Annotated in this window: 21 protein-coding genes; 14 read left to right on the top strand and 7 right to left on the bottom strand. The window is 70.7% G+C overall.

Annotation, left to right across the window (positions count from 1 at the left end):
• The first annotated feature begins 357 nt into the window (after positions 1-357).
• From ACIRU3_RS39330 to ACIRU3_RS39315, 4 genes are all read left to right on the top strand, one after another.
• The gene (locus tag ACIRU3_RS39330; protein ID WP_404067307.1) at positions 358-1134 is read left to right on the top strand and encodes an alpha/beta fold hydrolase; all 777 of its coding nucleotides are present in this window, start codon (positions 358-360) and stop codon (positions 1132-1134) included.
• An 82-nt stretch (positions 1135-1216) separates the two neighbouring features.
• Positions 1217-1789 carry an adenylyl-sulfate kinase gene (gene cysC / locus ACIRU3_RS39325; protein ID WP_404067304.1) on the top strand — a complete coding sequence of 191 codons (573 nt, stop codon included), beginning with the start codon at positions 1217-1219 and terminating at the stop codon, positions 1787-1789.
• Positions 1786-2688 (top strand): sulfate adenylyltransferase subunit CysD, encoded by a 903-nt coding sequence (gene cysD, locus ACIRU3_RS39320; RefSeq protein WP_404067301.1) that lies wholly within the window; start codon positions 1786-1788, stop codon positions 2686-2688. Before cysC ends, cysD begins: the two co-directional genes overlap by 4 nt.
• A 2-nt stretch (positions 2689-2690) precedes the next feature.
• Positions 2691-3962 (top strand): sulfate adenylyltransferase subunit 1, encoded by a 1272-nt coding sequence (locus ACIRU3_RS39315; protein ID WP_404067298.1) that lies wholly within the window; start codon positions 2691-2693, stop codon positions 3960-3962.
• 54 nt (positions 3963-4016) lie between these two features.
• Here the strand turns inward: ACIRU3_RS39315 and ACIRU3_RS39310 are convergent, their stop codons facing one another.
• Positions 4017-6407 (bottom strand): ATP-binding cassette domain-containing protein, encoded by a 2391-nt coding sequence (locus ACIRU3_RS39310; protein WP_404067295.1) that lies wholly within the window; start codon positions 6405-6407, stop codon positions 4017-4019.
• Between the two features lie 442 nt (positions 6408-6849).
• Between ACIRU3_RS39310 and ACIRU3_RS39305 the strand changes: the two genes are divergently transcribed.
• The 5 genes from ACIRU3_RS39305 to sbnA are packed head-to-tail and all read left to right on the top strand — an operon-like array spanning position 6850 to position 15900.
• Positions 6850-9447, top strand: coding sequence for a Pls/PosA family non-ribosomal peptide synthetase (locus ACIRU3_RS39305; protein WP_404067292.1), 2598 nt, complete (start codon positions 6850-6852; stop codon positions 9445-9447).
• 13 nt (positions 9448-9460) lie between these two features.
• Positions 9461-12724: an amino acid adenylation domain-containing protein gene (locus ACIRU3_RS39300; protein ID WP_404067290.1), complete on the top strand. Its 3264-nt coding sequence runs from the start codon at positions 9461-9463 to the stop codon at positions 12722-12724.
• Positions 12725-12766: 42 nt separating this feature from the next.
• On the top strand, positions 12767-13771 hold the full coding sequence (locus ACIRU3_RS39295; RefSeq protein ID WP_404067287.1) for a TauD/TfdA family dioxygenase: 1005 nt from the start codon (positions 12767-12769) through the stop codon (positions 13769-13771).
• Complete coding sequence (gene sbnB, locus ACIRU3_RS39290) at positions 13768-14838, top strand: 2,3-diaminopropionate biosynthesis protein SbnB (protein ID WP_404067284.1); 1071 nt, start codon at positions 13768-13770, stop codon at positions 14836-14838. The genes ACIRU3_RS39295 and sbnB overlap by 4 nt, the downstream gene beginning before the upstream one ends.
• Positions 14839-14874: 36 nt before the next feature.
• A complete protein-coding gene (gene sbnA / locus ACIRU3_RS39285) occupies positions 14875-15900 on the top strand; it encodes a 2,3-diaminopropionate biosynthesis protein SbnA (RefSeq protein ID WP_404067281.1) in 1026 nt (341 codons plus the stop codon).
• A gap of 298 nt (positions 15901-16198) precedes the next feature.
• On the opposite strand, the gene ACIRU3_RS39280 is transcribed toward sbnA, so the two are convergent.
• From ACIRU3_RS39280 to pqqA, 6 genes are read right to left on the bottom strand one after another with little or no spacing between them, the layout of a single operon-like run.
• On the bottom strand, positions 16199-17161 hold the full coding sequence (locus tag ACIRU3_RS39280; RefSeq protein WP_404067278.1) for an SDR family NAD(P)-dependent oxidoreductase: 963 nt from the start codon (positions 17159-17161) through the stop codon (positions 16199-16201).
• Between the two features lie 34 nt (positions 17162-17195).
• The gene (pqqE, locus tag ACIRU3_RS39275; protein ID WP_404067276.1) at positions 17196-18380 is read right to left on the bottom strand and encodes a pyrroloquinoline quinone biosynthesis protein PqqE; all 1185 of its coding nucleotides are present in this window, start codon (positions 18378-18380) and stop codon (positions 17196-17198) included.
• Complete coding sequence (gene pqqD, locus ACIRU3_RS39270; protein WP_404067273.1) at positions 18377-18646, bottom strand: pyrroloquinoline quinone biosynthesis peptide chaperone PqqD; 270 nt, start codon at positions 18644-18646, stop codon at positions 18377-18379. The genes pqqE and pqqD overlap by 4 nt, the downstream gene beginning before the upstream one ends.
• Positions 18646-19449 carry a pyrroloquinoline-quinone synthase PqqC gene (gene pqqC / locus ACIRU3_RS39265; protein WP_404067271.1) on the bottom strand — a complete coding sequence of 268 codons (804 nt, stop codon included), beginning with the start codon at positions 19447-19449 and terminating at the stop codon, positions 18646-18648. Before pqqC ends, pqqD begins: the two co-directional genes overlap by 1 nt.
• Positions 19446-20360, bottom strand: coding sequence for a pyrroloquinoline quinone biosynthesis protein PqqB (gene pqqB / locus ACIRU3_RS39260; protein ID WP_404067268.1), 915 nt, complete (start codon positions 20358-20360; stop codon positions 19446-19448). Before pqqB ends, pqqC begins: the two co-directional genes overlap by 4 nt.
• A gap of 8 nt (positions 20361-20368) precedes the next feature.
• Entirely contained in the window at positions 20369-20509 is a 141-nt protein-coding gene (gene pqqA, locus ACIRU3_RS39255; protein ID WP_404067265.1) for a pyrroloquinoline quinone precursor peptide PqqA, read from the bottom strand.
• Positions 20510-20772: 263 nt separating this feature from the next.
• On the opposite strand from pqqA, the gene ACIRU3_RS39250 reads away from it, so the two are divergent.
• From ACIRU3_RS39250 to ACIRU3_RS39230, 5 genes are all read left to right on the top strand, one after another.
• Positions 20773-22311, top strand: a complete 1539-nt coding sequence (locus ACIRU3_RS39250; protein WP_404067263.1) for a M1 family metallopeptidase — start codon at positions 20773-20775, stop codon at positions 22309-22311.
• Between the two features lie 216 nt (positions 22312-22527).
• Positions 22528-24504 carry an N-acetylmuramoyl-L-alanine amidase gene (locus ACIRU3_RS39245; protein ID WP_404067260.1) on the top strand — a complete coding sequence of 659 codons (1977 nt, stop codon included), beginning with the start codon at positions 22528-22530 and terminating at the stop codon, positions 24502-24504.
• Positions 24505-25053: 549 nt separating this feature from the next.
• On the top strand, positions 25054-25317 hold the full coding sequence (locus ACIRU3_RS39240) for a hypothetical protein (RefSeq protein ID WP_404067258.1): 264 nt from the start codon (positions 25054-25056) through the stop codon (positions 25315-25317).
• Complete coding sequence (locus ACIRU3_RS39235) at positions 25314-25505, top strand: hypothetical protein (protein ID WP_404067255.1); 192 nt, start codon at positions 25314-25316, stop codon at positions 25503-25505. The genes ACIRU3_RS39240 and ACIRU3_RS39235 overlap by 4 nt, the downstream gene beginning before the upstream one ends.
• A gap of 48 nt (positions 25506-25553) precedes the next feature.
• Positions 25554-25829 (top strand): hypothetical protein (locus tag ACIRU3_RS39230; RefSeq protein WP_404067254.1); only part of this gene is annotated, 276 nt, incomplete at its 3' end.

Genomic DNA, 25829 nt, shown 5'->3' with positions numbered 1-25829 from the left:
TCTCCTCGTGTGTGAGCGGAATTTGTCCCACTGGGCATGCCTGTGGGGCGGCTGAATTACCGCTCCGCATCGTCTGGGCTGCGCACCGTCTGCGCTTCGTCCGAACTTCGCCCGACCCGGCGTAATTTCAGGCGGGCTTTTCCACGGGCCACGCCGTACCAGCGGGTGTTGTCCAGGTCCCCGGACGCCCCGCCCGATCGAACCACTTAACCACACCGCCGCCTCTTCCCGAACAGCGTCAGCAGCCGGCCTCGGCCGAGGAACGTCACGGGTTCCACCGATTCTCGACCGCCCGTCAACCGGTGTGCTGGAAATTGGCGACGCGAATACTCATCCCTTCAGCATGAGGAGAGCGTGATGCGCAAGGTCGTTTCGCGGGACGGCACGACGATCGCTTATGAGAAGGCGGGCGAGGGACCGCCGATCGTGCTTCTCAACGGCGGATTCCGCGACCACACGATCTTCGATCAGCTCGTTCCGGAGCTGACGCCGCACTGCACCACCTATGTCTACGACCGCCGGGGGCGAGGGGAGAGCGGTGACTCACCCGCCTACGCCGTCGAGCGGGAGATCGAGGACCTCGAGGCGGTGATCGAGGCGGCCGGCGGCCAGGTGGTGGTGTTCGCCGGGTCCACCGGTGCGAACCTGGCGCTCGAAGCGGCCATGGCGGGCGCCCCGATCACCAAGCTGGCGCTGCATGAGCCGTACTTCCGGGTCGAGGGGTATCCGAAGCCCCCGGAGGACTTCATGGAGAATCTCCGGGCCCTGCTGGCGGACGACAGGCGCGGCGAGGCCGCGGAATACTTCCTCGACAAGCTGGTGGGTCTCACTCCCGAGGTGATCGCCGACTGGCGGCGGGCCCCGCTGTGGGCGACGAACGAGGCGAACGCCCACACCCTCCCTTACGACACGACCATCTGCGGCGACTTCAACGTCCCGGTCGAGCGGCTGGCCGGGTACCGGACGCCGACGCTGGTCGTCCACAGTGACAGCACCAGCGACTGGATGCGCGATGCGGCGCGGGCGACGGCGACCGCGCTGCCCAACGGCTGGGGTATGGAGCTGCCCGGTTCATGGCACCGGGTGAACACGGACATTCTCGGCCGGGTCCTGGCCGGGTTCGCCACCACCTGACGCGCCGTCCGCTCCCTTTGGACCAGCCCCTGCCGTACCGGCGGCCGGGTGTGGAATCGACCTAGGAGCCACAGTGCCCGTAATGAACAGCCCGGCCGTCCCGTCCGGGCACACCCGCGAACAGGCCCCCGGCGCCACGATCTGGCTCACCGGCCTGCCCAGCGCCGGCAAGTCCACCCTCGCCGCCGCCCTCGCGAGGCTCCTCTCCGGCGCCGGCCATCGCGCCGAGGTGCTCGACGGTGACGAGATGCGCGCGTACCTCACCGCCGACCTCGGCTTCTCCCGCGAGGACCGGGAGACCAACGTGAGCCGCATCGGATACGTCGCCGAGCGGCTGGCCGCCCACGGAGTGACGGTGCTCGTGCCGGTCATCGCCCCATACGCGGACAGCCGCGAGGCGGTGCGCAGACGCCATGAGGCCGCGGGCACGCCGTATGCCGAGGTGCACGTGGCGACGCCGCTCGAGGTGTGCTCCACACGCGACGTGAAGGGGCTGTACGCGAAGCAGGCCGCCGGCAGGATGTCCGGGCTGACCGGTGTGGACGATCCGTACGAGCCGCCGGTCAGCCCCGACTTCCGGGTCGGCACCGAGCCGTCCGTGGGGGACACCGCAGCGGAGCTGTACCTGCGGCTGGTGGAGCGGGGGCTGGTGTGAGCTCGTACATCCTGCCGCATCTGGACGTGCTGGAGTCCGAGGCGGTCCACATCGTCCGAGAGGTGGCGGGCGAGTTCGAGCGACCGGTGATCCTCTTCTCGGGCGGCAAGGACTCCGCGGTGATGCTGCACCTGGCGCTGAAGGCCTTCGCCCCCGCGCCCCTGCACTTCGCCCTCCTGCACGTCGACACCGGACACAACTTCCCCGAGGTGCTCGCCTACCGGGACCGGGTGGTCAAGCAGCACGGGCTGCAGCTGCACGTGTCGTCGGTGCAGGAGTTCATCGACTCGGGCGAGCTGCGCGAACGCCCGGACGGCACCCGCAACCCGCTGCAGACGGTGCCGCTGCTGCACGCCATAGCCACGCACCGCTTCGACGCCGTCTTCGGCGGCGGGCGGCGGGACGAGGAGAAGGCCCGGGCGAAGGAGCGCGTGTTCTCGCTGCGTGACGACTTCGGCGGGTGGGACCCGCGCCGCCAGCGCCCCGAACTGTGGAACCTGTACAACGGCCGGCACTCCCCCGGCGAACACGTGCGCGTCTTCCCGCTCTCGAACTTCACCGAGCTGGACATCTGGCAGTACATCGCCCGGGAACAGATCGAGCTCCCGGAGATCTACTACGCCCACGAGCGCGAGGTGTTCCGCCGGGACGGCATGTGGCTGGCGCCGGGCGCCTGGGGCGGTTCGCGCGATGACGAACCGGTCGAGCGGCGCACCGTCCGGTACCGCACCGTCGGCGACATGTCCTGCACCGGTGCGGTGGAGTCCGCCGCCGGTTCGGTCGCGGAGATCATCACCGAGATCGCCGCCTCACGGCTCTCCGAGCGGGGTGCCACCCGCGCCGACGACAGACTCTCCGAGGCGGCGATGGAAGACCGCAAGCGCGAAGGGTACTTCTGAGCATGACGCCTGTGACAAGGGATACGACGCTCCTGCGCCTCGCCACGGCGGGCAGCGTGGACGACGGGAAGTCGACGCTGGTGGGGCGGCTGCTGTACGACTCGAAGTCGGTCCTCGCCGACCAGCTGGAAGAGGTGTCCAGGACCGGCTCCGCTCCCGACCTGGCCCTGCTCACCGACGGCCTGCGGGCGGAGCGCGAGCAGGGCATCACGATCGACGTCGCGTACCGCTACTTCGCCACGGCGCGCCGCCGCTTCATCCTGGCCGACACCCCGGGCCATGTGCAGTACACCCGCAACATGGTGACCGGCGCCTCCACCGCCGAACTGATGGTGATTCTCGTCGACGCCCGCAAGGGTGTGGTGGAGCAGACCCGCCGGCACGCCGCCATCACCGCGCTCCTGCGCGTCCCCCATGTGGTCATGGCGGTGAACAAGATGGACCTGACCGGGCACGACGAGGCCGTCTTCGCCCGTATCGCCGACGACTTCGCGACGTACGCGGACCGGCTCGGCCTGCGTACCGTCACCCCGATCCCGATCTCGGCGCTCGCCGGCGACAATGTCGTCGGCCCCTCGCCGCACATGGACTGGTACGGCGGCCCCACCCTGCTCGAACACCTGGAGACGGTCGCGATCGACCACGACCCGCGCGGCAGGGTCGCCCGGTTCCCGGTCCAGCACGTGATCCGCCCGCAGACCAGGGAACTCCCGGGCCACCGGGGCTACGCGGGCAAGATAGCCTCCGGGCTGTTCCACATCGGCCAGCAGATCACGGTGTTCCCCTCCGGCCGTACGACGGAGATAGCCGGGATCGACCTGCTGGGCACGCCCGTGGACGCCGCCTGGGCGCCGCAGTCGGTGACGCTCCGGCTGGCCGACGACATCGACGTCGGCCGCGGCGACCTGATCGCCCCGGCCGCCGCCCCGCCCCCGGTCACCAAGGACATCCGCGCCACGGCCTGCCACCTCGCCGACGCCCCGCTCACGCCGGGCGCCCGGGTGCTGCTCAAGCACGCCACCCGCACGGTCAAGGCGATCGTCAGGGACATCCCCGCACGGCTCGCCCTGGACGATCTCTCCCACCAGCCGTCCCCCGGCCGGCTGGCCGCGAACGACATCGGCCAGGTCGTCCTGCACACGGTCGAACCGCTCCCGATGGACGCCTACGCCGACTCCCGGCGCACCGGCTCCTTCATCCTGATCGACCCTGCCGACGGCACCACGCTCACCGCCGGCCTGGCCGGGGCACTCCCGGGGGACGAGGGCGTCTGACCCGGTCAGGGATCAGGCGCCCGCGCAGGCGTCGTCGCCGGTGTCCCCCCTCGGTCAGGGGTTGATGTAGGTGGCGAGGTGCTCGCCGGTGAGGGTGGTCGGGGTGCTGACGAGGTCGGCGGGGGTGCCTTCGAAGACGATGCGGCCGCCGTCGTGGCCGGCGCCGGGTCCGAGATCGATGATCCAGTCGGCGTGGGCCATGACCGCCTGGTGGTGCTCGATGACGATGACGGACTTGCCGGAGTCGACCAGCCGGTCCAGCAGGGCCAGGAGCTGCTCGACATCGGCGAGATGCAGACCGGTGGTCGGCTCGTCCAGAACGTAGACACCGCCCTTGTCCGCCATGTGCGTGGCCAGCTTCAGCCGCTGCCGCTCGCCCCCGGACAACGTGGTCAGCGGCTGCCCCAGGGTGAGATACCCCAGCCCGACATCGGCCATGTTCTTGAGAATCCTGTGCGCGGCCGGAGTGCGGGCCTCACCGGTGGCGAAGAACTCCTCAGCCTCGGCCACCGGCATCGCCAGGACCTCGCTGATGTCCCGGCCACCGAACCGGTACTCCAGCACCGCCGCCTGGAACCGCTTGCCCTCGCACTCCTCGCACGGGGTGGCGACACCGGCCATCACCGCCAGGTCGGTGTAGATGACCCCGGCCCCGTTGCAGCCCGGGCACGCGCCCTCGGAGTTGGCGCTGAACAACGCCGGCTTGACCCCGTTGGCCTGCGCGAACGCCTTCCGGATCGGATCCAGCAGACCCGTGTACGTCGCCGGGTTGCTGCGCCGAGAGCCACGGATCGGTGCCTGATCCACCGAGACGACACCCTCCCCGGCCGGGATCGAACCATGGATGAGCGAGCTCTTGCCCGACCCCGCCACCCCGGTCACCACGCACAACACCCCCAGCGGGATGTCGACGTCCACGCCCTGCAGGTTGTGCGTCCGCGCCCCCCGGACCGCGAGCGTGCCGGTGGCCTTGCGCACCGTCTCCTTGACCACGGCCCGGTCGTCGAAGTGGCGGCCGGTCACGGTGTCCGATCCCCGCAGCCCCTCGACGCTGCCCTCGAAACACACCGAACCGCCCGCCGTGCCCGCCCCGGGACCGAGGTCCACGACATGGTCGGCGATCGCGATCACCTCCGGCTTGTGCTCCACCACCAGGACCGTGTTGCCCTTGTCCCGCAACCGCAGCAGCAGGGCGTTCATCCGCTGAATGTCATGCGGATGCAGACCGGTCGTCGGCTCGTCGAACACATAGGTGACGTCGGTGAGGGAAGAGCCGAGGTGACGGATCATCTTCACCCGCTGCGCCTCACCCCCCGACAGGGTGCCCGAGGGCCGCTCCAGCGACAGATAGCCCAGCCCGATCTCCACGAACGAATCGAGGGTGTGCTGCAGCGTGGCCAGCAGCGGTGCCACCGACGGCTCGTCGAGGTCACGGACCCAGTCGGCCAGATCACTGATCTGCATCGCGCACGCATCCGCAATGCTGATGCCCCTGATCTTCGACGACCGGGCAGCCTCCCCCAGCCGGCTGCCCCCGCACTCGGGACAGACGGCGAACGTCACCGCCCGGTCCACGAACTCCCGGATGTGCGGCTGCATCGACTCGCGGTCCTTGGACAGCATCGACTTCTGGATCCGCGGGATCAGCCCCTCGTAGGTCATATTGATCCCCGCGATCTTCATGCGGGTCGGCTCGCGGTACAGAAAGTCGTGCAGCTCCTTCTTCGTGAACTTCACGATCGGCTTGTCCGCGGGGTAGAAACCCGACTCGCTGTAGAGCCGGGAGTTCCAGCCGCCCCCCTTGTAGCCGGGCACGGTGATCGCGCCCTCCGCGAGCGACTTCGACGCGTCGTACACCTGGGAGAGATCGACATCCGAGATCGTGCCCCGGCCCTCGCAGCGCGGACACATACCTCCCAGCACGCTGAAGGTACGGCTCTCCTTCACCGTCCGCCCGGCGCGCTCCACACTGACCGCGCCCGCCCCGCTCATCGAGGCCACGTTGAAGGAGAACGCCTGCGGCGAGCCGATGTGCGGCTGCCCGAAGCGGCTGAACAGGATCCGCAGCATCGCGTGCGCATCCGTCGCCGTCCCCACCGTGGAACGCGGATCACTGCCCATCCGCTGCTGATCCACCGTGATCGCGGTCGTCAGCCCGTCCAGCACATCCACCTCGGGCCGCGCCAGCGACGGCATGAACCCCTGCACGAACGCGCTGTACGTCTCGTTGATCAACCGCCGCGACTCCGCCGCGATCGTGTCGAACACCAAGGAACTCTTCCCCGAGCCCGACACCCCCGTGAACACCGTCAACCGACGCTTCGGAATCTCGATACTCACGTCTTTGAGGTTGTTCTCACGTGCGCCGTGCACACGGATCAGATCATGACTGTCAGCGGCATGCGGCGCAGGCGACAGCGCATCCGTCCTCTTGACCATGCTCATCATCACTCCATCTCCAGGACAGGAAGACCCTGGCGGTCTCCGTGGTGTCGCCTGGCTCGGTCGGACCGGCCTCGAGCGTAACGTCCGGTTCTGCCTCGGCGGGCCCGGCCGTCACGGTCACGCTAGCCACGGCTCGGTGACCTGAGCTTCTCGGATCCTGACCGGTCCGGTCACCTGGTTTGCCCCACACATCGGCATTCCTGGTCACTCTCCGTGAGTGCGGCGGAAATCGGTGTCCGCGATGCCCGGGCGACGATGCGGAGAGGCCGCCATTCGGGTGATCCATAAAGCGCCCCGGTCTCGCCGGGAGCCCAGGAACTCGGGCCCGTCGAGCATTCCTCGCCCACACAGCGGTCGAGCCGAAGTGGCAACGAATCGATGGCCGTCCGAAACTGAACGTGGCGGTTCGTGATCAGGCAAGAGTCGTCCTCCAGGAGATCGAATGGTGGAGCAGTCCTCCGAGGTCCATATATCCGGGTCGGGCGAAAGCACCGTCCCGGGGCGGAGCAGCATCGGCCCGTCGAGGACCGACATCGAGGTGAAATTCGCGGATGCACTGGCTGATGTCGTATGCGCCGAGCGCGTGCCGGTGGACAGCCACTTCTTCACCGACCTCGGCGCCAACTCACTGGTCATGGCACAGTTCTGCGCGCGGGTCAGAAAGCGTGCGGATCTGCCGTCGCCGTCCATGAAGGACATATACCGGCACCCCACGATCCAGAGTCTTGCGGCGGCTCTCGCGAACGCCGCCCCGGATCCCGTCGATCCGGCGAAGGACACGTCGCCGCCGGCACGGACGATCCCGCCGGCTCCGGTGACGCGAGCGAGCAGGCTGAACCACACTCTCTGCGGAACATTCCAGTTGCTGTTCTTCCTGGGATACTCCGGGGTCGCCGGATACGTCACCGCCGCCGGCTATGAGTGGGTCGCCTCCAGTTCCGGTCTGACCGGCATCTACCTGCGGTCGCTCCTGTTCGGCGGTATCGGGTTCATCGCTCTGTGCGTTTTCCCGGTCATCGCCAAATGGCTGCTCATCGGCCGCTGGAAAGCGAGCGAGTTTCCCGTCTGGGGCCTGACCTATCTGCGCTTCTGGCTCGTCAAGGTGCTGCTCCATGCGAACCCGATGATCCTTTTCGCCGGAAATCCCGTGTACGTGCTGTATCTCCGGGCGCTCGGCGCGCGGATCGGCAAGGGAGTCACCATCCTGTCCCGCTCGGTCCCGGTGTGCACCGACCTGCTGACGATCGGCGCGGACACCGTGATCCGCAAGGACTCGTTCTTCCTCTGCTACCGGGCACACGCGGGGCGTATCCAGACCGGCCGGATCACTCTCGGCCGCGAGGTGTACATAGGCGAGAAAACCGTCCTGGACATCGACACCGCAATGGGCGAGGGCGCACAGCTCGGCCACGCGTCCGCCCTGCACCGCGGCCAGACGGTCCCGGACGGTGAGCACTGGCACGGGTCCCCGGCGCTGCCCACGGAGATCGACTATGTGCGCATCGAACCGGCCGCGTGCGGCACGGTGCGCCGGGCCTGGTTCGGCCTCGCCACGTTGTTCCAGCTGTTCTTCCTGTACATACCGCTGGCGGTCGGCGGGGTGTACATGCTGTTCATCGCGGTACCGGCGATCGGCAAGCGACTCGACCCGAAGACGGCCGCGCTGACGCGGCCGGAGCTGTTCTCCGACGCGCTGGTCCTCTCCCTCGTACTGTTCCTCGGATTCGTCGTCGTGGGACTCGCCGTTCTGTGCACCGTTCCACGGCTGCTGAGCCGGGTCGTCAAGCCCGACCAGGTGTATCCGCTCTACGGATTCCAGTACGTGGTGCACCAGGCGACGGCTCGCATGACGAACATCAAGTTCTTCACCTGGCTCTTCGGTGACAGCTCGTACATCGTGCACTACCTCCGCGGGATCGGATACGACCTGTCTCGGGTCGAGCAGACCGGGTCGAACTTCGGTACCGAAGTGCAGCACGAGACGCCCCTTCTGGTGTCCGTCGGGAGCGGGACGATGGTGGCCGACGGTCTCTCCATCCTCAACGCGGACTACTCCAGCACGTCCTTCCGCGTCTCCCGGGCCTCGATCGGACCGCACAACTTCCTCGGGAACAACATCGCCTATCCCGCGGGCGGCAGAACGGGCGACAACTGCCTGCTCGCCACGAAGGTGATGGTTCCCCTGGACGGCGAGGTCCGTGAAGGGGTGGGGCTCCTCGGTTCGCCGTGCTTCGAGATACCCCGGTCGGTGGAGCGCGACTCACGGTTCGACGACCTGAGGACCGGAGACGCGCTGCGCGGCAGTCTCGCCGCCAAGAACCGCTACAACCTGCGCTCGATGACGGTCATGCTGCTCGTACGGTGGCTGCACACCTTTGCGCTCACGCTGTTCGGGCTCGCGACCGTCGACCTGTACGGAGTGCTCGGTCATGTGGTGATCGGCGGATACCTGGCCATCACGCTCACCTTCTCCACCGTCTACTTCGTCCTGGTGGAGCGCTGCATCGCGCGCTTCCGCCACCTGCGGCCACGGTTGTGCTCCATCTACGACCCCTACTTCTGGTGGCACGAGCGCCTGTGGAAGGTGCCCGACCACTACCTGAACGTGTTCAACGGAACGCCCTTCAAGGCCCTGGTCTGGCGGCTGCTGGGCGTGCGTATCGGCCGCAGGGTCTTCGACGACGGCTGCTACCTGACCGAGCGAACGCTCACCACCATCGGCGACGACTGCACCCTCAACTCCGGGAGCAAGATCCAGTGCCACTCCCAGGAGGACGGCACCTTCAAATCCGACGGCACCTCGCTCGGTACCGGCTGCACGCTGGGCGTCGCCGCGCATGTCCACTACGGCGTGACGATGAGCGAGGGCGCGGTGCTCGCGCCCGATTCCTTCCTCATGAAGGGCGAGGAAGTCCCCTCGTACGCCCGGTGGGGCGGTAACCCTGCCGTGGACATGCCGGATGCCGCCGACCAGCCCTGCGGCAGCGGCCGGGCGGCATCACCGTCTTCGGCCAACGCCACTGCGGCGACCACGAGTTGAGGAAGGCCATTCGATGGGAACGCATGGGGAAGCGGACCGGGAGTTCTGGAGCCGTGTCCTGGGCGCCGGTGGGAGCACCGCGGTGCCGCGGTGGGTGCAGGAGCCGGTTCCGGGGACGGCCGAGCACGAGGCGGCTGTGCCGGACGACGTGGCGGACACGGCGCGCGAGCTGGTGCGGCAGTGGGGAGTACCGGTCAGCGCACTGCTGCTGGCCGCGCACGCCAAGGTGCTGGCCGCGCTGTCCGGTGAGCGGGACGTGGTGACGGGTTACGCCGCCGGAGTGCGGGGCGAGCCGCTGCCGTGCCGTCTGACGGTTCCCGCGGCGTCCTGGCGTGCCCTGGTGTCGAGCGCTCGGCGCGCCGAGGCGGAGGTGCTGGCGCACCGGGAGTTCCCGGTGGACGAGCTGCGCCGGGAGTTGGGGCAGGCAGAGCCGTCGTACGAGGTCGTGTTCGGTCCCAGGGGGGCCGAGAACACCCGAGTCGACGACGGCGTACTGCAGGTGCGTTGGTCGGACCGGGACGGACGGCTCAGGCTGAGGCTGCGGTACCGCACGGACGTGCTGGATGCCGCGGGTGCGGCCCGGATCGGCGGCTACCATCTGACGGCACTTCGGCTGATGACGGCCGACCCGGACGCCGAGCACACGCGGCAGAGTCTGCTGTCGGACGACGAGGTGCGCGAGCAGCTGGAAGGGCTGGCCGGGCCCCGCAGGCCGCTGCCGGACGCGCGGCCGCACGAGCTGTTCGAGCAGCGGGTACGGGCGCACCCGGACGCGGTGGCGGCCGTGCACGGCGAGCGGGAGTGGACGTACGGGGAGCTGAACGCGCGCGCGAACCGACTGGCGCGGGCACTGCTCGCCCGGGGACTGGGCCGCGAGGACGTGGTCGCCGTGGTCACCGAACGCAATCTCGACTGGCTGGCCGCGACGTTGGCGGTGTTCAAGGCGGGCGGCGCATATCTGCCGATCGAGCCGCACTTCCCGGCCGGCCGCATCGCAGCAACGTTGTCCCGGGCGCAGTGCCGGCTGGTCCTGACCGAGTCCGGCAGCACCGACACCCTCGACGCGGCGCTGGACAGCGTGCAGGGAACCGAGAGGCTGCTGATCGAGGCGGCGTACGCGGAGCCGCACGCCGACGGCGATCCAGGGGTGCGGGTCGACGCCGGTCAGCTGGCCTACATCTACTTCACGTCCGGCTCCACCGGTGAGCCCAAGGGAGCGATGTGCGAGCAGGCGGGCATGCTCAACCATCTCTACGCCAAGATCGACGACTTGGGGATCGGCGAGGGGTGCGCGGTGGCGCAGACCGCCCCGCAGTGCTTCGACATCTCGCTGTGGCAGCTGCTGTCCCCGCTGCTGGTGGGCGGGCGGACGCTGGTGGTCGGGCAGGACGTGATCGTGGATGTGGAGCGGTTCGTCGACACCCTGGTCCGCGGCCGGGCCGGTGTGGCGCAGCTCGTGCCCTCCTATCTGGAGGTCGTGGTCTCGTATCTGGAGCGGCACCCCCGCGCTCTGCCGGACCTGCGGTGTGTGTCGGTGACCGGTGAGGCGCTGAAACGGGAGCTGGTCCAGCGCTGGTTCGCGATCCAGCCGGAGATCAGGCTGGTCAACGCCTATGGATTGACCGAGACGTCGGACGACACGAACCACGAGGTCATGGACGGCGTGCCCGAGCGCGTCCTGCTGGGGCGTGCGGTCAACAACGTGCACGTCTACGTCGTGGACGAGGAGCTGTCGCTGGTGCCGCTGGGCGCCCCGGGGCTGATCGCGTTCTCCGGTGTCTGCGTGGGACGGGGGTACGTCAACGATCCCGAGCGGACCCGTGAGGCGTACCGGAAAGACCCTTACCGGCCCGGTGAGCGGCTCTACCTCGGCGGTGACTGGGGGCGCTGGCACCCCGGCGGCAAGCTGGAGTTCCTCGGGCGCCGGGACAGCCAGGTCAAGATCCGTGGCTTCCGTATCGAGATCGGTGAGATCGAGAACGCCCTGCTGCGGGTGGCCGGGGTGCGGGACGGTGCGGTGGTCGTCGCCGATCGGGCGGGACAGAGCAAGCACCTGATCGCCTTCTACACGGGCCGGCGTCTGGAGACGCAGATGCTGCGCGACGCGCTGGGCGCCGTACTGCCCGGATACATGGTCCCTTCGGCCTTCCACTGCCAGGAGGGCCTGCCGCTGACCGCCAACGGCAAGATCGACCGGAAGGCTCTCACCACGCTGGCCGAACGGGCGGAAACGTCCGTGCACGGCGGTGACACCGGCGAGCACGACCGTGTGCCGCTCACCCCGACCGAGCGGAGGCTGGCGGCCGTCTGGGCCGATCTGCTGGGCGTCCCCGAGCACCGGATAGGCCGAGGGGACCACTTCTTCGACTCCGGGGGCACCTCCCTGACGGCGGTCCGGCTCACCATCGCGCTCGACCGCGCGGTGTCCCTCAAGGACATCACCCGCCATCCGGTGCTCGCCGATCTGGCCGCGCTTCTGGACGGCGCGCCCCGGCGGCACCCGGAGCTGCTGCAGCCGCTGACGGATGCCGGAGGTACGACGGAGTGCGCACTGGTGTGCTTCCCCTACGCGGGCGGCAACGCCGTCAACTACCAGCCGATGGCAAGCGCGTTGGCGGGCAATGGCATGACGGTCCTCGCGGTCGACCTGCCCGGTCACGACCTGGCCGCCCACCCTGAGCCGTTCGCGTCGATCACGCAGGTGGCGGAGCGGGTGGTCGCCGAGATCATCGTGCGGGGCCTGACCCGGGTCCTGCTCTGGGGCCACTCGTCCGGCACCGCGCCGGCGCTGGAGACGGCCCGCAAGCTCCAGGAGCACGGTGTGGAGGTGACACGGGTGTTCCTCGGCGCGCAGTTGCTCGGCACCGCCGCCGACCGGCGCACCGCCATCGACGAACTGACGGGTCTGAGCAATGCCGAGATCGCCGCGCGGCTGACCGCGGACAGCGGCTACACCGGACTCGCGGAACTGAACGCGCAGCACGCCGAGCACATCGGCGCCGCCTACCGGCACGACTGCGTCGGCGCGCACCAGTACTTCTGCGCCGCACTGGAAGCCCCGCCGGCCGCGAAGCTGTCCGTTCCGGTCTCGGTGGTCGTCGCCGCCGACGATCCGCACACGGCCGGCCACGCCCACCGCCACCGGGACTGGCTGCTGCTGGCCGAGCACGTGGAGCTGCACGAACTGGCCGACGGCGGCCACTACTTCCCGCGCATCCGCCCGGCCGAGGCAGCACAGGCCGTCCTGGGTGTCGTGGCACCACTGGCCTCCTCCTGAGCGCCGCAGAGCCTCCGGACGGGAAACCGAAGGGAAACCGAGATGTCGTCCTCACCCCTGGCAGCACCCCTCGACGTGGACCTACGACCGGACAGGCCGGCGATCCTGCACGTCGAGTCCCCTGGTGACGTGTCGAGTTGGGCGGCCCAGTACCGCGAGTCGGTGCGTGCCCAGGTCACCGAGCACGGGGCGCTGATCGTCCGCGGCCTGGCGCTTCGGGAGACGTCCCAGGTGGGTGCCGTCTTCGCGGGGCTCGCCGGTGGTCTCATGCCGGAGCGGGAGGCCTTCGCCCCGCGTGAGACGTACGGCCCGGGGCTGTACTCCTCCACGGCCTGGCCGGCCAACCAGCCGATGTGCATGCACCACGAACTGAGCTACACACTGGAGGTTCCCGGTCTGATGCTGTTCGCGTGTCCGACCCCGCCGGGCGAGGGCGGGGCGACGGCGGTGGCCGACGCGGAACAGATCCTCCAGGCGCTGCCCACCGCGCTGACGGATCGGTTCGAGCGTGCGGGCTGGCTGCTGACCCGCAGCTACAACGACGAGATCGGGGCCTCCCTGACGGAGTCGTTCGGCACCGACGACCGCACCGAGATCGAGCGCTACTGCCGGGCCCACGCCATCGACTTCACCTGGCAGCCCGACGGCTCGCTGCACACCGAGCAGCGCCGCAGCGCCGTCGTGCGGCATCCGCTCACGGACAGGCGCTGCTGGTTCAACCAGATCGCCTTCCTCAACGAGTGGACGCTCGCCCCGGAGGTGCGCGAGTACCTGGTGGACGTCTACGGCGAGGACGGCCTGCCGTTCAACACCCGCTACGGCGACGGCACCCCGATCGGCGAGGACGTCGTCCAGCTGCTCAACGCCACCTACGAGGAGCACACCCGGCGCGAGCCCTGGCAGGCCGGTGACCTGATGCTCGTCGACAACATCCGTACCGCACACAGCAGAGAACCCTTCACCGGAGAGCGGCAGGTGCTGGTCGGCATGGCCGAGCCCCGCCGGCTGGCCGACTGCTGCCCCACCCCGGAAGCGAGCGAGCGATGACCCAACCGTTGTCCACCGCCACCCAGCCGGCCATGCCGCACCCGGCTACGGCACCGCCGTTCGCGGTGATCACCGGAACGCAGGTGCAGCAGGCGCTCAGCGGGCGCGAGAAGCAGATCGTGGAGCTGGTCGAGGCCACCTACCGGTTGCACGGCGCCGGGGACTCGGTCAATCCGCCGTCCTATTTCCTGCGCTTCCCCGACCGCCCGACCGCGCGGATCATCGCCCTGCCGGCCTCCGTCGGCGGGTCGGTCCATGTGGACGGCGTCAAGTGGATCTCCAGCTTCCCGGACAACGTGAAGGCCGGGCTGCCCCGGGCCTCCGCAGTCCTCATCCTCAACGACCACGACACGGGCTACCCGTTCGCCTGCCTGGAGAGCTCCATCATCAGCGCCACCAGAACCGCGGCGTCCGCCGCGCTGGCCGCCGACTGGCTCAGCCGGACCCGGCCCCGCCCCACCCGGGTCGGATTCTTCGGCACGGGGCTGATCGCCCGCTACATCCACACCTTCCTGGCCGGCACCGACTGGATGTTCGACACGATCGGCGTGCACGACCTGTCCGCCGACAGCACCGGCGGCTTCTGCGGCTATCTGCGCGAGGCCGGCACCACCGCCGAAGTCACCGTCCACGACAGTGCCGAGGACCTCATCCGCTCCAGCGACCTCGTGGTCTTCGCCACCATCGCCGGCGAACCCCATGTCACCGACCCGGGCTGGTTCTCCCACAACCCCGTGGTCCTGCACATCTCCCTGCGCGACCTCGCGCCCGAAGTCCTGCTGGCCTCGGCCAACTTCGTCGACGACGTCGAGCACTGCCTGAAGGCAGACACGTCCCCCCATCTGGCCGAACAGCGCACCGGCGACCGCGACTTCCTGAACGGCACCCTCAACGACGTGATGCTCGGACGGGCCGCTCCGCCGCACGACCGCCCGGTGATCTTCTCGCCCTTCGGACTCGGCGTCCTCGACCTCGCCGTCGGCAAGTACGTCTACGACGAAGCAGCCGAGGCGGGCAACCTCCGCCTCATCGACGACTTCTTCCACGACCTGCGCCGGTACGGCTGAGGCCGTCGTCCTCAGCCAGGCACCAGGAGGCCCATCGTGCCCGTAGTATCCGCTCCCCATGAGTTCAACGAAGGCAGCCTCTTCGTCGACCTCAAGTCGATTTTCGGATGCCCGCTCTACCTGAAGTGCGAGGGCTTCAACTTCGCCGGCTCCATCAAGTTGAAAGCCGCCAACGAGATGGTGGAAAGGGCCGAGCGGGACGGAGTCCTGACGCCGAATTCCATCCTCGTCGAATCGTCCTCCGGGAACCTGGGCGTGGCACTCAGCATGATCGCCGCGAGCAAGGGCTACCGGTTTCTGTGTGTGACGGACTCCCGTTGCAACCTGTCGACCAGACTGCTGATGGAGGCACTGGGCAGCCAGGTGCACGTGGTGGCCGATCTGGACGCGAACGGCGGCTTCCTGGGCATGCGGATCGAGTACGTCCGCGCCCTGTGTGCCTCCGACGACCGGTACGTCTGGCTCAGCCAGTACACCAACGCGGGCAACTGGCGGGCGCACTACCGCACGACGGGGCCGGAGATCGCCAGTCACTTCCCGCGGCTGGACGTGCTGTTCGTCGGGACGGGCACCGCCGGGACCCTGATGGGCTGCGCGCGCTACTTCCGGCAGTGGCACCGGCCGGTGCGGATCGTCGCCATCGACAGCGTGGGCTCAGTCGCCTTCGGCGGCAAGCCGGGCCGCCGGATGATCCCCGGCCTGGGCATGAGCATGGTTCCCCCACTGCTCGACGAGTCCTTCGTGGACGAGGTGATCCGGGTGGAGGAGGCGGACACCATCCGTACCTGCCACCGCATGGCCAGACGCGGCTTCCTGTTCGGCGGCTCCACCGGCACGGTGGTCAGCGGGGCGACCGACTGGCTGGCCCGGCATGCCGGACGCGGCCTCACCGCGGTGGCCATCGCGCCGGATCTCGGCGAGCGCTACCTCGACACCATCTACCAGACCAACTGGCTGCAGGATCTGTACGGCGATCACATCCTCGACGCCGACCAGATCAGCCCCGAACTCCAGGAAGGCAAGTCCGCGCCCCAGGCGCAGAGCCGCCGGCCGAGGCCGTAGCCGCGCCGGAGAGGTGCCCGCGCCCCGACAGGCGACGTTCCCGTCGGGGCGCAGCGCGGAGCCCATGGTGACCCGGCGCTGCCCGGGTACTCGGTGCCGCGTCAGGCGACGTTCGCCCCGTCGCGACGCCCGGCACGCTCCCCCGGAGGGCGTACCCCTACTCGCCGTACCGGCCGAAAGCCCGTGTACGTCCCGTACGACGGCTTCCGGCCGGCACTCCACCAGCCTCCGGCCGGGGGACCCCCGGAGCACGCACCGGACGCCCCTCCTCGACGGGCGCACGCTGCCTGCCGCGGCACTAGTCCCGGAACGCGTCGACGCCCGTCAGCTGTGCCGACAGCGCCCACAGGCGGGCCGCCTGCTCGGGGTCCGTCGCCCAGGCCTTGACGCCGAAGCGCTCGCCGTCAGCGGGGGCCGGCTCGGCGATGTCGCAGTCCTCCAGGTAGACACCGCCCATGCCGTCCAGCTGGGGCGAGGTCGCCGCCCACACCTGGGTGGCCGCGCCCTGCTGCGGGGTCTTGAACCCCTCGGGGTTGAGCGCGTTGCCCTGTTCGTCGATCCAGCCGCGCTCCACCATCTCCTCCTTGGGCAGATGCCGCTGGAGCGGGGTGATGATGCCGCCCGGGTGAAGCGAGAAGGCGCGCACGCCGTGCTCCCTGCCGAGCTTGTCGAGGTGGACGGCGAACAGGACGTTGGCGGTCTTGGCCTGGCCGTAGGCCTCCCACTTGTCGTAGCCGTGCTGCCAGTGGACGTCGTCCCAGCGGATGCCGGAGAAGTGGTGGCCGCGGGAGGAGACGGAGACCACGCGGGCCCCGCCGGGCCGGATCGCCGGCCACAGGCGGTTGACCAGGGCGTAGTGGCCGAGGTGGTTGGTGGCGAACTGCGCCTCCCAGCCGGGCCCGACCCGGGTCTCCGGGCAGGCCATGATCCCGGCGTTGTCGATCATGAGGTCGACGGGGCGGCCGGAGGCGAGGAACCGCTCGGCGAACGCCTGTACGCTCTCCAGGTCGCCCAGGTCGAGCTGGTCCACTTCGGCACCTTCCAGGCCCGCCAGCGCCTCCCGCGCGGTGGCCGGACGGCGTGCCGGTACGACGACCCGGGCGCCCGCCCTGGTGAGCGCCCGGGTGGTCTCCAGGCCGAGCCCCGAGTAGCCGCCGGTGACGATCGCGAGCCTGCCGGTGAGGTCGATGCCCCGCAGGACGTCGTCGGCGGTGCTCTGGGCGCCGAAACCCGAGCCGATCTTGTGCTGTGCAGTGCTCATGTCCGAAACGCTACGAATTGGAGTGCACTCGAAGTCAAGCGGACCCGGGCATTCGGCTGCCGTCCGGGCCGCCGGTGGCGAGGGTGGGGACCGGCGCCGGCTGTGGCACCGCCCCGGGCCGGCGATAGACGTACGACGGCGCCTCGGGCCCGCCGCCGTCGGCCGGCTCACGGACGAGGTGGTGGTCCGGGGACAGCGCGCACGCCGGGTCGGTGCGGGCGGCGTCGCCGGTGAGCGCGAACGCCTGGCACCGACAGCCGCCGAAGTCCTCCTCCCGGCGGGGACAGCCACGGCAGGGGCCCGTCATCCAGTCGGTGCCACGGAAGCGGTTGAAGGCCGGGGAACTCTCCCAGATCCAGGCGAGCGAATGATCACGCACGTTGGGCGGGCCGAGGTCCGGAAGGGAGGCGGCGGCCGGGCAGGGCAGGACGGTTCCGTCCGGCGCGACGGTGAGCGAGACCGCTCCCCAACCGCCCATGCAGGGCTTGGCGATGCCGTCGAAGTAGTCGGGGACGACCCAGACCAGGTCGATCCGGCCGGCGAGTCGCTCCCGCCAGCCTTCCACGGCCGCCCGGGCGCGGGCCAGCTGGTCGCGTGTGGGGAGCAGCGCGGCACGGTTGAGCAGGCCCCAGCCGTAGAACTGGGTGTTGGCCAGCTCGATGCGGTCCACGCCCCAGGCCACGCCCAGCTCGACGAGGGCGTCGACGGCGTCGAGGTTGTCGCGGTGCAGAACGACGTTGAGGCCGAGCGGAAGCCCGGCCCGGCGGACGAGGGCCGCGGCCCGTTCCTTCGCGGCGAAGGAGGACGGGCGCCCGGCGATCCGGTCCGAGGCACGCGGGTCGGCGTGCTGGACGGACAGCTGGACGCTGCGCAGCCCGGCCGCGGTGAGCGAGGCGAGCCGGGCTTCATCCAGGCCGGTGCCGCTGGTGACCAGCTGGGTGTAGATCCCGGCGGACTCGGCGGCGGTGACGATCAGCTCCAGGTCGTCGCGCAGCAGCGGCTCACCGCCGGACAGATGCGTGTGCACGACGCCCAGCTCACCGGCCTGACGCAGCACGTCCGTCCACTGAGCGGTGCTCAGTTCGCCTGCCCGCCGCGCCAGTTCGAGCGGGTTCGAGCAGTACGGGCAGTGCAGCGGGCAGGCGTGGGTGAGTTCGGCGAGCAGGGCCCAGGGGCGTGCCGGGTCCACGACGGACGCGGGGTTCACGGGGTCGGTCACTTGAGCCAGCCCTCCTGCCGCAGGCGGTCGAGGAAGGAGGGGACGGCGGTGGCCACCGGCGCGCCCGGGAAGCGCTCGGTCAGCTCGCCGACGATCCCGGGCACGGTACGGGTGCCGTCGCACAGGGCGACGATCGCCCCGGCATGTCCCTTCAGGACGACCACGCGTTCCGGCAGGACGAGCAGGTCGGTGCCCCGCACGCTGTCGTGCCGCAGCATCAGCGCGGGGGCCAGGGCGGGGCACCACTCGTTCTCGGGGTCCGGCATCACATCCCCTCCCGCCGGCCGTCCGGCGTCGCGTGCTCGGACCGCCCGGCGTGCTCGGACCGCCAGGCGTGCTCGGACCGCCAGGCGTGCTCGGGCCGCCCGGCGTGCTGCACGGCGTCCAGCAGAGCCCACAGCACGTCGCACTTGAAGGAGAGCGCGCCCACGGCCCTGTCCTGGTCCGTGCGGGTGCGGGCCCACTGGAGGACGAGCTCCAGCGCCTCCGCACTGTCGCGCCGGCCCTGGTCGACGCGTGTGCGGAAGTAGCCGAGGCCGTCCGCCTCGATCCAGGGATAGTGGCGCTCGAACGCCTCGATGCGCCGACGCATCAGATCGGGAGCGGTCAGCTCGGTGAGCGAGGCGGCGACGGCCTCCAGGGGCGAGCGCAGCCGGCAGAAGTTGACATAGCCCTCCACCGCCAGCCGCACACCGGGCAGCACCGCCTCGCCCGACAGCAGGGTCCGGCGGTCCAGGCCGGCCGCCTCGCCGAGCCGCAGCCAGCGCTCGATGCCGCCTTCGCCTTCGCTGCGCCCGTCGTGGTCCTCGATCCGCCGCAGCCACATGCGCCGCAGCCGCGAGGAGTCCAGCTTCGCGGTGATCAGCGCGTCCTTGACGGGGATGTGGCGCTGGTAGTGGAAGCGGTTGGTGATCCAGCAGCGCACCTCGTCCGGGCCGAGGTCGCCTTCGTGCATGCGGACGTTGAAGGGGTGACGGTCGTGGTAGCTCGCCTGCCCCACCGCGCGCAGGCGGGCCTCGAACTCGGCGGGGCTCCAGGATTCCGTCAGCGGGGCAAGTGTCGTGGTCACAGCTCGATCACCATTCCGTCGTCGGCCACCTCGATGCCCAGCCGGGCGAGCCGCTTGTGGTGCGGCGCGGCGGGGTCGACGAGGGGATTCGTGTTGTTGAGGTGTGTATAGAGACAGCGGGCGGACAGCGTGGCGAGGATGTCGGCGGTGCCGCCGGATCCGTCGATGGGCAGGTGGCCCATCCCCGTGGCGGTGCGGGCGGAGATGCCGGTGCGGCAGGGCTCCTCCTCGTCCCAGAAGGTGCCGTCGACGATGACGCAGTCGGCCTCGGCGGCGGCCCGGTGCAGCGCGTCGGACCAGTCGGCGACGGCGGGGGCGTACAGGGCGGACCTGCCGGTGGCCGGGTCGTACAGGCGCAGCGCGACGACCCAGGCGTCGTGCCCGGGGGCGTCGGCGGCGTAGCGCGGGCGCTTGGCCGAAACGGGCACGGCGCTGATCCGTACGCCGGTACCGAACGGAACCGCCGCGTCGCCGCGCAGCGGCTGCGTGCCCCGGCACCCGAGGTCACGCCAGGTCAGGTCGGTGTAGGGAGCGAGCACCTCGCCCAGCCGCAGGCGGTCGTCGAGTGCCTGGCGGACCGGATCCGTGGCGAGGATCTCCAGGCCGTCCGCCTCCCGCAGCCGCCAGATGCCCAGGGTGTGGTCGAGTTCTGCGTCGGTGAGGACCACTCCTGCGATCGGCGTCTGCCGGGGCCCGGGCCCGGGGTGGAGGTGCGGATGGGCCTCGATCTGATCGCCGATGTCGGGGGTGGCGTTGACGACGTACCAGCGGCCCTCGTCGGTACGCACGGCCAGCGAGGCGTGCCTGCGGCGCGGCCACGAGCGGGCGCGCACCCCCGAGCAGCCGGGGCACGCACAGTTCCACTGGGGAATGCCACCGCCGGCCGCGGTGCCGAGCACCTGCAGCAGCACGACGGCGGCTAGCGGACGGTGAGGGAGTAGGCGGTGACCTCGAGCGCGGTGTCGACGATCGCGTACCCGGGGGGCTGCCAGGCGGTCCGGTCGGCCTCCTCCACGGTGGCGCCGGCCGGTCGGTCGTTGTGCTCGATGGCGTCGGTCATGGTGCGTACCTTCCCTTCGGCAAAGGTGGTTTCGCCCCTTTGCTCAGCAATGGGTCACTTATGGAGTATGAGGCGCCTGCCGAACCACCGGCCACCTGGAAGCCTCCATCCTGCTGAAGGGTCGTCACATAAGGACAGAAAAAGAACACAATAGGGATAGATTTCTCAATAGTGATCTCTCGCTGACATAGTGCGGCCATGGACATCACGACTGCCGGCAGTCGGCCGGTCCGTGCAACTCTCCCTGCCCACCGGTCCGTCCAGTGAAGGCGTCGTTCACCCGGCGCGGCGTCCGTACCCGCCGCGCGACCCTCGCCCTGACCGTTGCCATCGGTGTCGCGGGTGCCACCGTCCTCACCCTCGCCCTCCCTTCCGGGGAGCACCGCGCACCCGCCCGTGCCAGGCACCCCGCGCCCGGCGCCTCCCCCGCCGACATCCCTTCCCCGGGCGCCCGGGGGCTCGGCGACCCGCTCGTACCGCTCGACGGCAACGGCGGCTACACGGTTCGCCGTTACACCCTCGCCTTCGACTGGCGCGCGCCCGGCACGCCGTTCCCCGCTGCCGCCACCGTCCAGGCCACCGCCACCCAGGCCCTGTCCCGCTTCGACCTCGACTTCGCGGGCAACTCGCTGCACACGGTCACCGTCGACGGCACACCGGCGAGGGCCGCGCGCGACGGCGACGAACTCGTCGTCACTCCGGCGAGGCCGATCGCCCGCGGAGGCAGGTTCACCGTCCGGATCGCCTACACCGCCGACCCGACGCAGCGACGGCACCGCGCCGACGCGATCCAGGACTACGGCTGGGTGCCCACGGCCGACGGCACCCTGCTGTCCCTCCAGCCCAACGGCGCCAGGATGGTCTTCCCGGCCGACGACCACCCGAGCGTGCGGGCACCGTTCACCTTCCGTATCACCACCCCGCCGGGGCTGACCGCGGTGGCCAACGGCCGGCTCGTCGAGCGCGTCCGCGGGCGCGACGGGCGGATCCGCTGGACCTACGACTCCGAGCAGCCGGTCGCGGCCCAGCTGGTCCAGCTGGCCATCGGGAAGTTCTCCCTCGTGGACAGCGAGGGTCCGCGCGGGCTTCCCGTGCGGGACGTGGTCGCCCAGGACCTGGTCACCGGCACCGAGGACTACCGCTCGCTCACCCCCGACCACCTGGCCTGGCTGGAGCAGCGGCTCGGCCCCTATCCCTTCCGCCGCTACGGCGTGCTGGTCGGGGACACCGATCTGCCGGTGGCACTGGAGACGCAGTCGCTGTCCGTCGTGCCGAGCGCGGACCTGCTCGGCGACCGCGTCGACGCCGAGCGCAATCTCGTACACGAACTCACCCACCACTGGACGGGCGACAGCGTGGCGATCCGGTGGTGGTCCGACCTGTGGCTGAGCGAGGGACACGCCCGCTTCTACGAACTGCTCTACTCCGACACCCACGGCGGCATCGACATGGCAGGCATGATGCGGGCCGCGTACGAGCAGCACGACCAGTGGCGCCACGACGACGGCGCGCCGGCCGAACCCACCGAGCCGACCCTGTTCCGGCAGATGCGCTACGACGGCTCGGCGCTGGTGCTCTACGCACTGCGGGAGAAGGTGGGCGAGGACACCTTCGACCGGATCGAGCGGTCCTGGGTGACGACGTACCGGGGCCGGACCGCCGGCACCCGGGACTTCGTCGCGCTGGCGTCCCGCGTCGCAGGCGAGGACCTGGCTCCCTTCCTGACCCCGTGGCTGTACGGGGCGCACACCCCGGCCATGCCGGGGCACCCCGACTGGCAGGTGGACCCGGTGGAGGACTGAGCCCTCCCCCGCCGCATCGGGATGAGTGCCGCCGACCGGGTGGCCTGTGCCCACGGCTGGTCCACGCCGGTGACACTCGGCGCGACGGGGCGCATGAGGTACGGAAACGTACGAAGGGTGATGCGAAGGGCACCTCTCCCACTGCCCTGACGGGCAACCCCCTGTGCCCTGGTCGCATTTGTTCTGGCCACGCTGACCCTCGTTGGAGGCACCTCCATGAAAAAACGCGTCGCCCCCCGCGTCTCCAGTGCCGTACGCGGGCACCGGCGGATCATCTGTGTGACCGCTTCGGCGGCGCTTCTGGTGCCGTTACTGATCGACCGCTCCGACGTCGGCGTGCCGACCGACCATCGTCTGCAGGACGACTACACGACCGCCGCCGACGAGTTCCACGTGCCCCGGAACCTCCTGATGGGCGTGTCCTACCTGCAGTCGCGGTGGGACTCCCATCCGGGCGCCCCGAGCGTCGTCGGCGGTTACGGGCCGATGCACCTGGTGGACGGCAGCCGCCCGTCCCAGCCGCAGCAGTCGCCGAGCCCGGCGAGTGGCCGGACACCCGCCGGGCACGACGCGAACTCCCCGGACGGCAGCACCGGGCAGTCGGCGGACCTGCAGCGGGCCGCGAGCCTGCTCGGCCTGCCGGTCGATCAGTTGCGGACGGACGACGCCGCCAACGTGCGCGGCGGCGCGGCGCTCCTCGCGGCCACCCAGCGACAGCTCGGCAAACCGCTCAGCCCCAACCCGGCGGACTGGTGGGAGACCGTCACGCGATTCCCGGGCGCCGGTGACCGCGCCTCGGCGGAGACCTTTGCGAACGACGTCTTCGACGTGATCCGCCGGGGCGCGCACCGCACCACCGACGCGGGCCAGCACGTCACCCTCGCCGCCAGCCCCCGCGTCCGCCCGCACGTCCCCCTCGCCGAGGGCGCGCCGCGGCCCAAAGAGGTCGACTGCCCACCGGAGTTGACCTGCTCCTGGCTCAGCGCCCCGTACGTCGAGATCGCCGACGACCAGTACGGCAACCACAATCTGGCCGACCGGCCCAAGGACCAGCGGATCGACTACATCGTCATCCATGACACGGAGGCGCCGCTGGCGTCGATGCTGAAGACGATCCAGGATCCGGAGGAGGCCTCGTGGCACTACTCCATCCGCTCCCGGGACGGCCACATCACCCAGCACATCAAGATCAAGGACGCGGCCTGGCACTCCGGCAGCCAGTTCGTGAACGCCCGCTCGATCGGGATCGAGCACGAGGGGTTCCTGCGGCAGCCCGACGCCTGGTACACGGAGACGATGTACCGGGCCTCCGCCCGCCTGGTGAAGTACCTGGCGAAGAAGTACGGGGTCCCGCTCGACCGGCAGCACATCTTCGGCCATGACAACGTGCCGGCCCCGACCAAGGACTCCATCCCGGACATGCACGACGACCCCGGTCCCTTCTGGGACTGGCGGCACTACTTCGACCTCCTCGGCGCGCCGCTGAAGGCGACCGCCGGGCCGGACAGCGACATGGTGATGATCCTGCCGGACTACACCAGCCACTCACCGCTGTTCACGGGCTGCGCCAAGAGCGATGTGCCGTGTGCGCCGCACGGCTCCAGCGCCGTCCGGCTGTACACCGACCCGGCCGAAGACGCCCCGCTCATCCAGGACCCCGGCCGGCGCCCCGACGGCGACGACTCCACGGTGGACGTCAACGACCTCGGTTCACGCGTCTCCGCGGGCCAGTTGTTCGCCGTCGCCGACCGCAGTGGCGACTGGACGGCGATCTGGTACCAGGGCCACAAGGCCTGGTTCAAGAACCCGCAGGCCCATCCGACGGCCGTCGGTGCGCGCGGCCGGATGGTGACACCGAAGGAGGGCCGCAAGGAGATCGAGGTGTTCGGCCGCGCCCTGCCGGAGGGGGACGCCTACCCGGAGGGGGTGGACGAGCTGCCCGAGTCGCCGCTCCCCTACACGCTCCGCGCGGGCCAGCGCTATGTGACGCAGTCCCGGGTCCTCGGTTCCTACCTGGAGCAGGCGACCGGCCCCGACGGCCCGTCCCCGGTGGTGAAGGGCCAGGAGGCGTACTACGAGATCCAGCTCGGCCACCGGCTCGCCTACGTCCGGGCGAGCGACGTGGACGTCGTGGCCGCGCAGGCCGCGGCGGTCCCGTCCGGACAAGCGGCGGCGGGCACTCCGGGAGCCTGACCCGCCCGAGGGCCGCGGGGGGGGGGGGGGCCCCCGGGGGGGCGCCCCCCCCCCCCCCGCGGCCCTCGGCGCTTCGGCCACAGGCCGGGGGCCCGGTACGTGGGCCGGCCCGCGACCACGGTCAGCACGACCGGCAGCCGGGCCGGCTCGGTGTCGGGCACCTCCAGCGGGTTCTCGGCCACGACCGTCGGGCCGGCGCGGGCAGACGGCGAGCCGGGCCGCGAGGTGCTCCTCCCCGGCGGCCCAGGCCGTGTTGACGGTCCTGCCCTGCAGCGCCTGCAGCGCGGTGAGGGCCTGTTCGGGCCCGTGCGGGGCAGGGACAGGTCGGCGGGCCGGCGGTGCCGGGCGCCGGCCATGACTGACCTGGAGCGGCGGGTACGGCGCGATGGGCGGGCGGCCATCGCGTGCCCACGGGGCGCCCGCCGGTCGGAGCCGAGGACGACCCGCGCTCCGGCCGCCCACAGGTCCTTGCAGCGGAACGCGCGCGGCACGCCTCGCCCGACCGCGCGGCCAGTTGCCGGTGTGGTCGGCCCGGGTGAACTCGCAGCAGTGCGCGGGCTGCAGGGACGCGGCGACACCCGGCCGTGCGAAGCGCCGTACGGTGTCGTCGGGCACCGTCTCGATGTGCTCGATGCGGTGCCGTGCCGGGGCCGGGCTCTGCGCACGGGCCTTCTCGAGGAGTCGAGCACATGCCGCACCGCCGCGTCGCCGATCGCGCGGGTGGCGGTGGGCACGCCGGCCCGGTGGAAGGCCGCGATCATCTCGGTGCAGCGCTGCGGCCCCGGCCAGAAGGCGTGGGCCGACTCGCCGTGACAGTCGGGGACTTCGAGCCGGGCAGTGCCGTTGTCGATGGTGCCGTCCATGACCGGCTGCGCGCCGGCGACCTGCCGGAGCGCACCTCCGGTGCCCTGCAGCCGGACCAGCTCGACGACGGCTCCGTCGTCGGCCTCCGGCCGGTACCAGGGGGCGACCCGCAGCCGCAGGGGCAGCGCGTCCCCTGACTCCGGCGCGGCGAGGACGGACAGGCTCGCACCGTTGGTGTCCATGGCGTGTCCGCCGGTGAGGTCCGCCGCTGCCATGGCCGCCAGCACCACCGCGCTGCGGGCCCGCACCTCGGCCTCGGTGAGCCGGGTGCGACGGCCTCGACGAGTGCGCAGGCCGCGTCCTCCAGCAGCAGGCCGGTGGGCCGCCCGGCGGCGTCGCGGGCGATGGCGTGTCCGCCGGTGAGGCCCGCCGCTGCCATGGCCGCCAGCACCACCGCGCTGCGGGCCCGCACCTCGGCCTCGGTGAGCCGGGTGCGACGGCCTCGACGAGTGCGCAGGCCG

This window comes from Streptomyces sp. NPDC101151 (genome assembly GCF_044768335.1).
Classification (GTDB): Bacteria; Actinomycetota; Actinomycetes; order Streptomycetales; family Streptomycetaceae; genus Streptomyces.
Note: the sequence above shows the minus strand (reverse complement) of the source record. Positions and strands in the feature narration are given on the sequence as shown.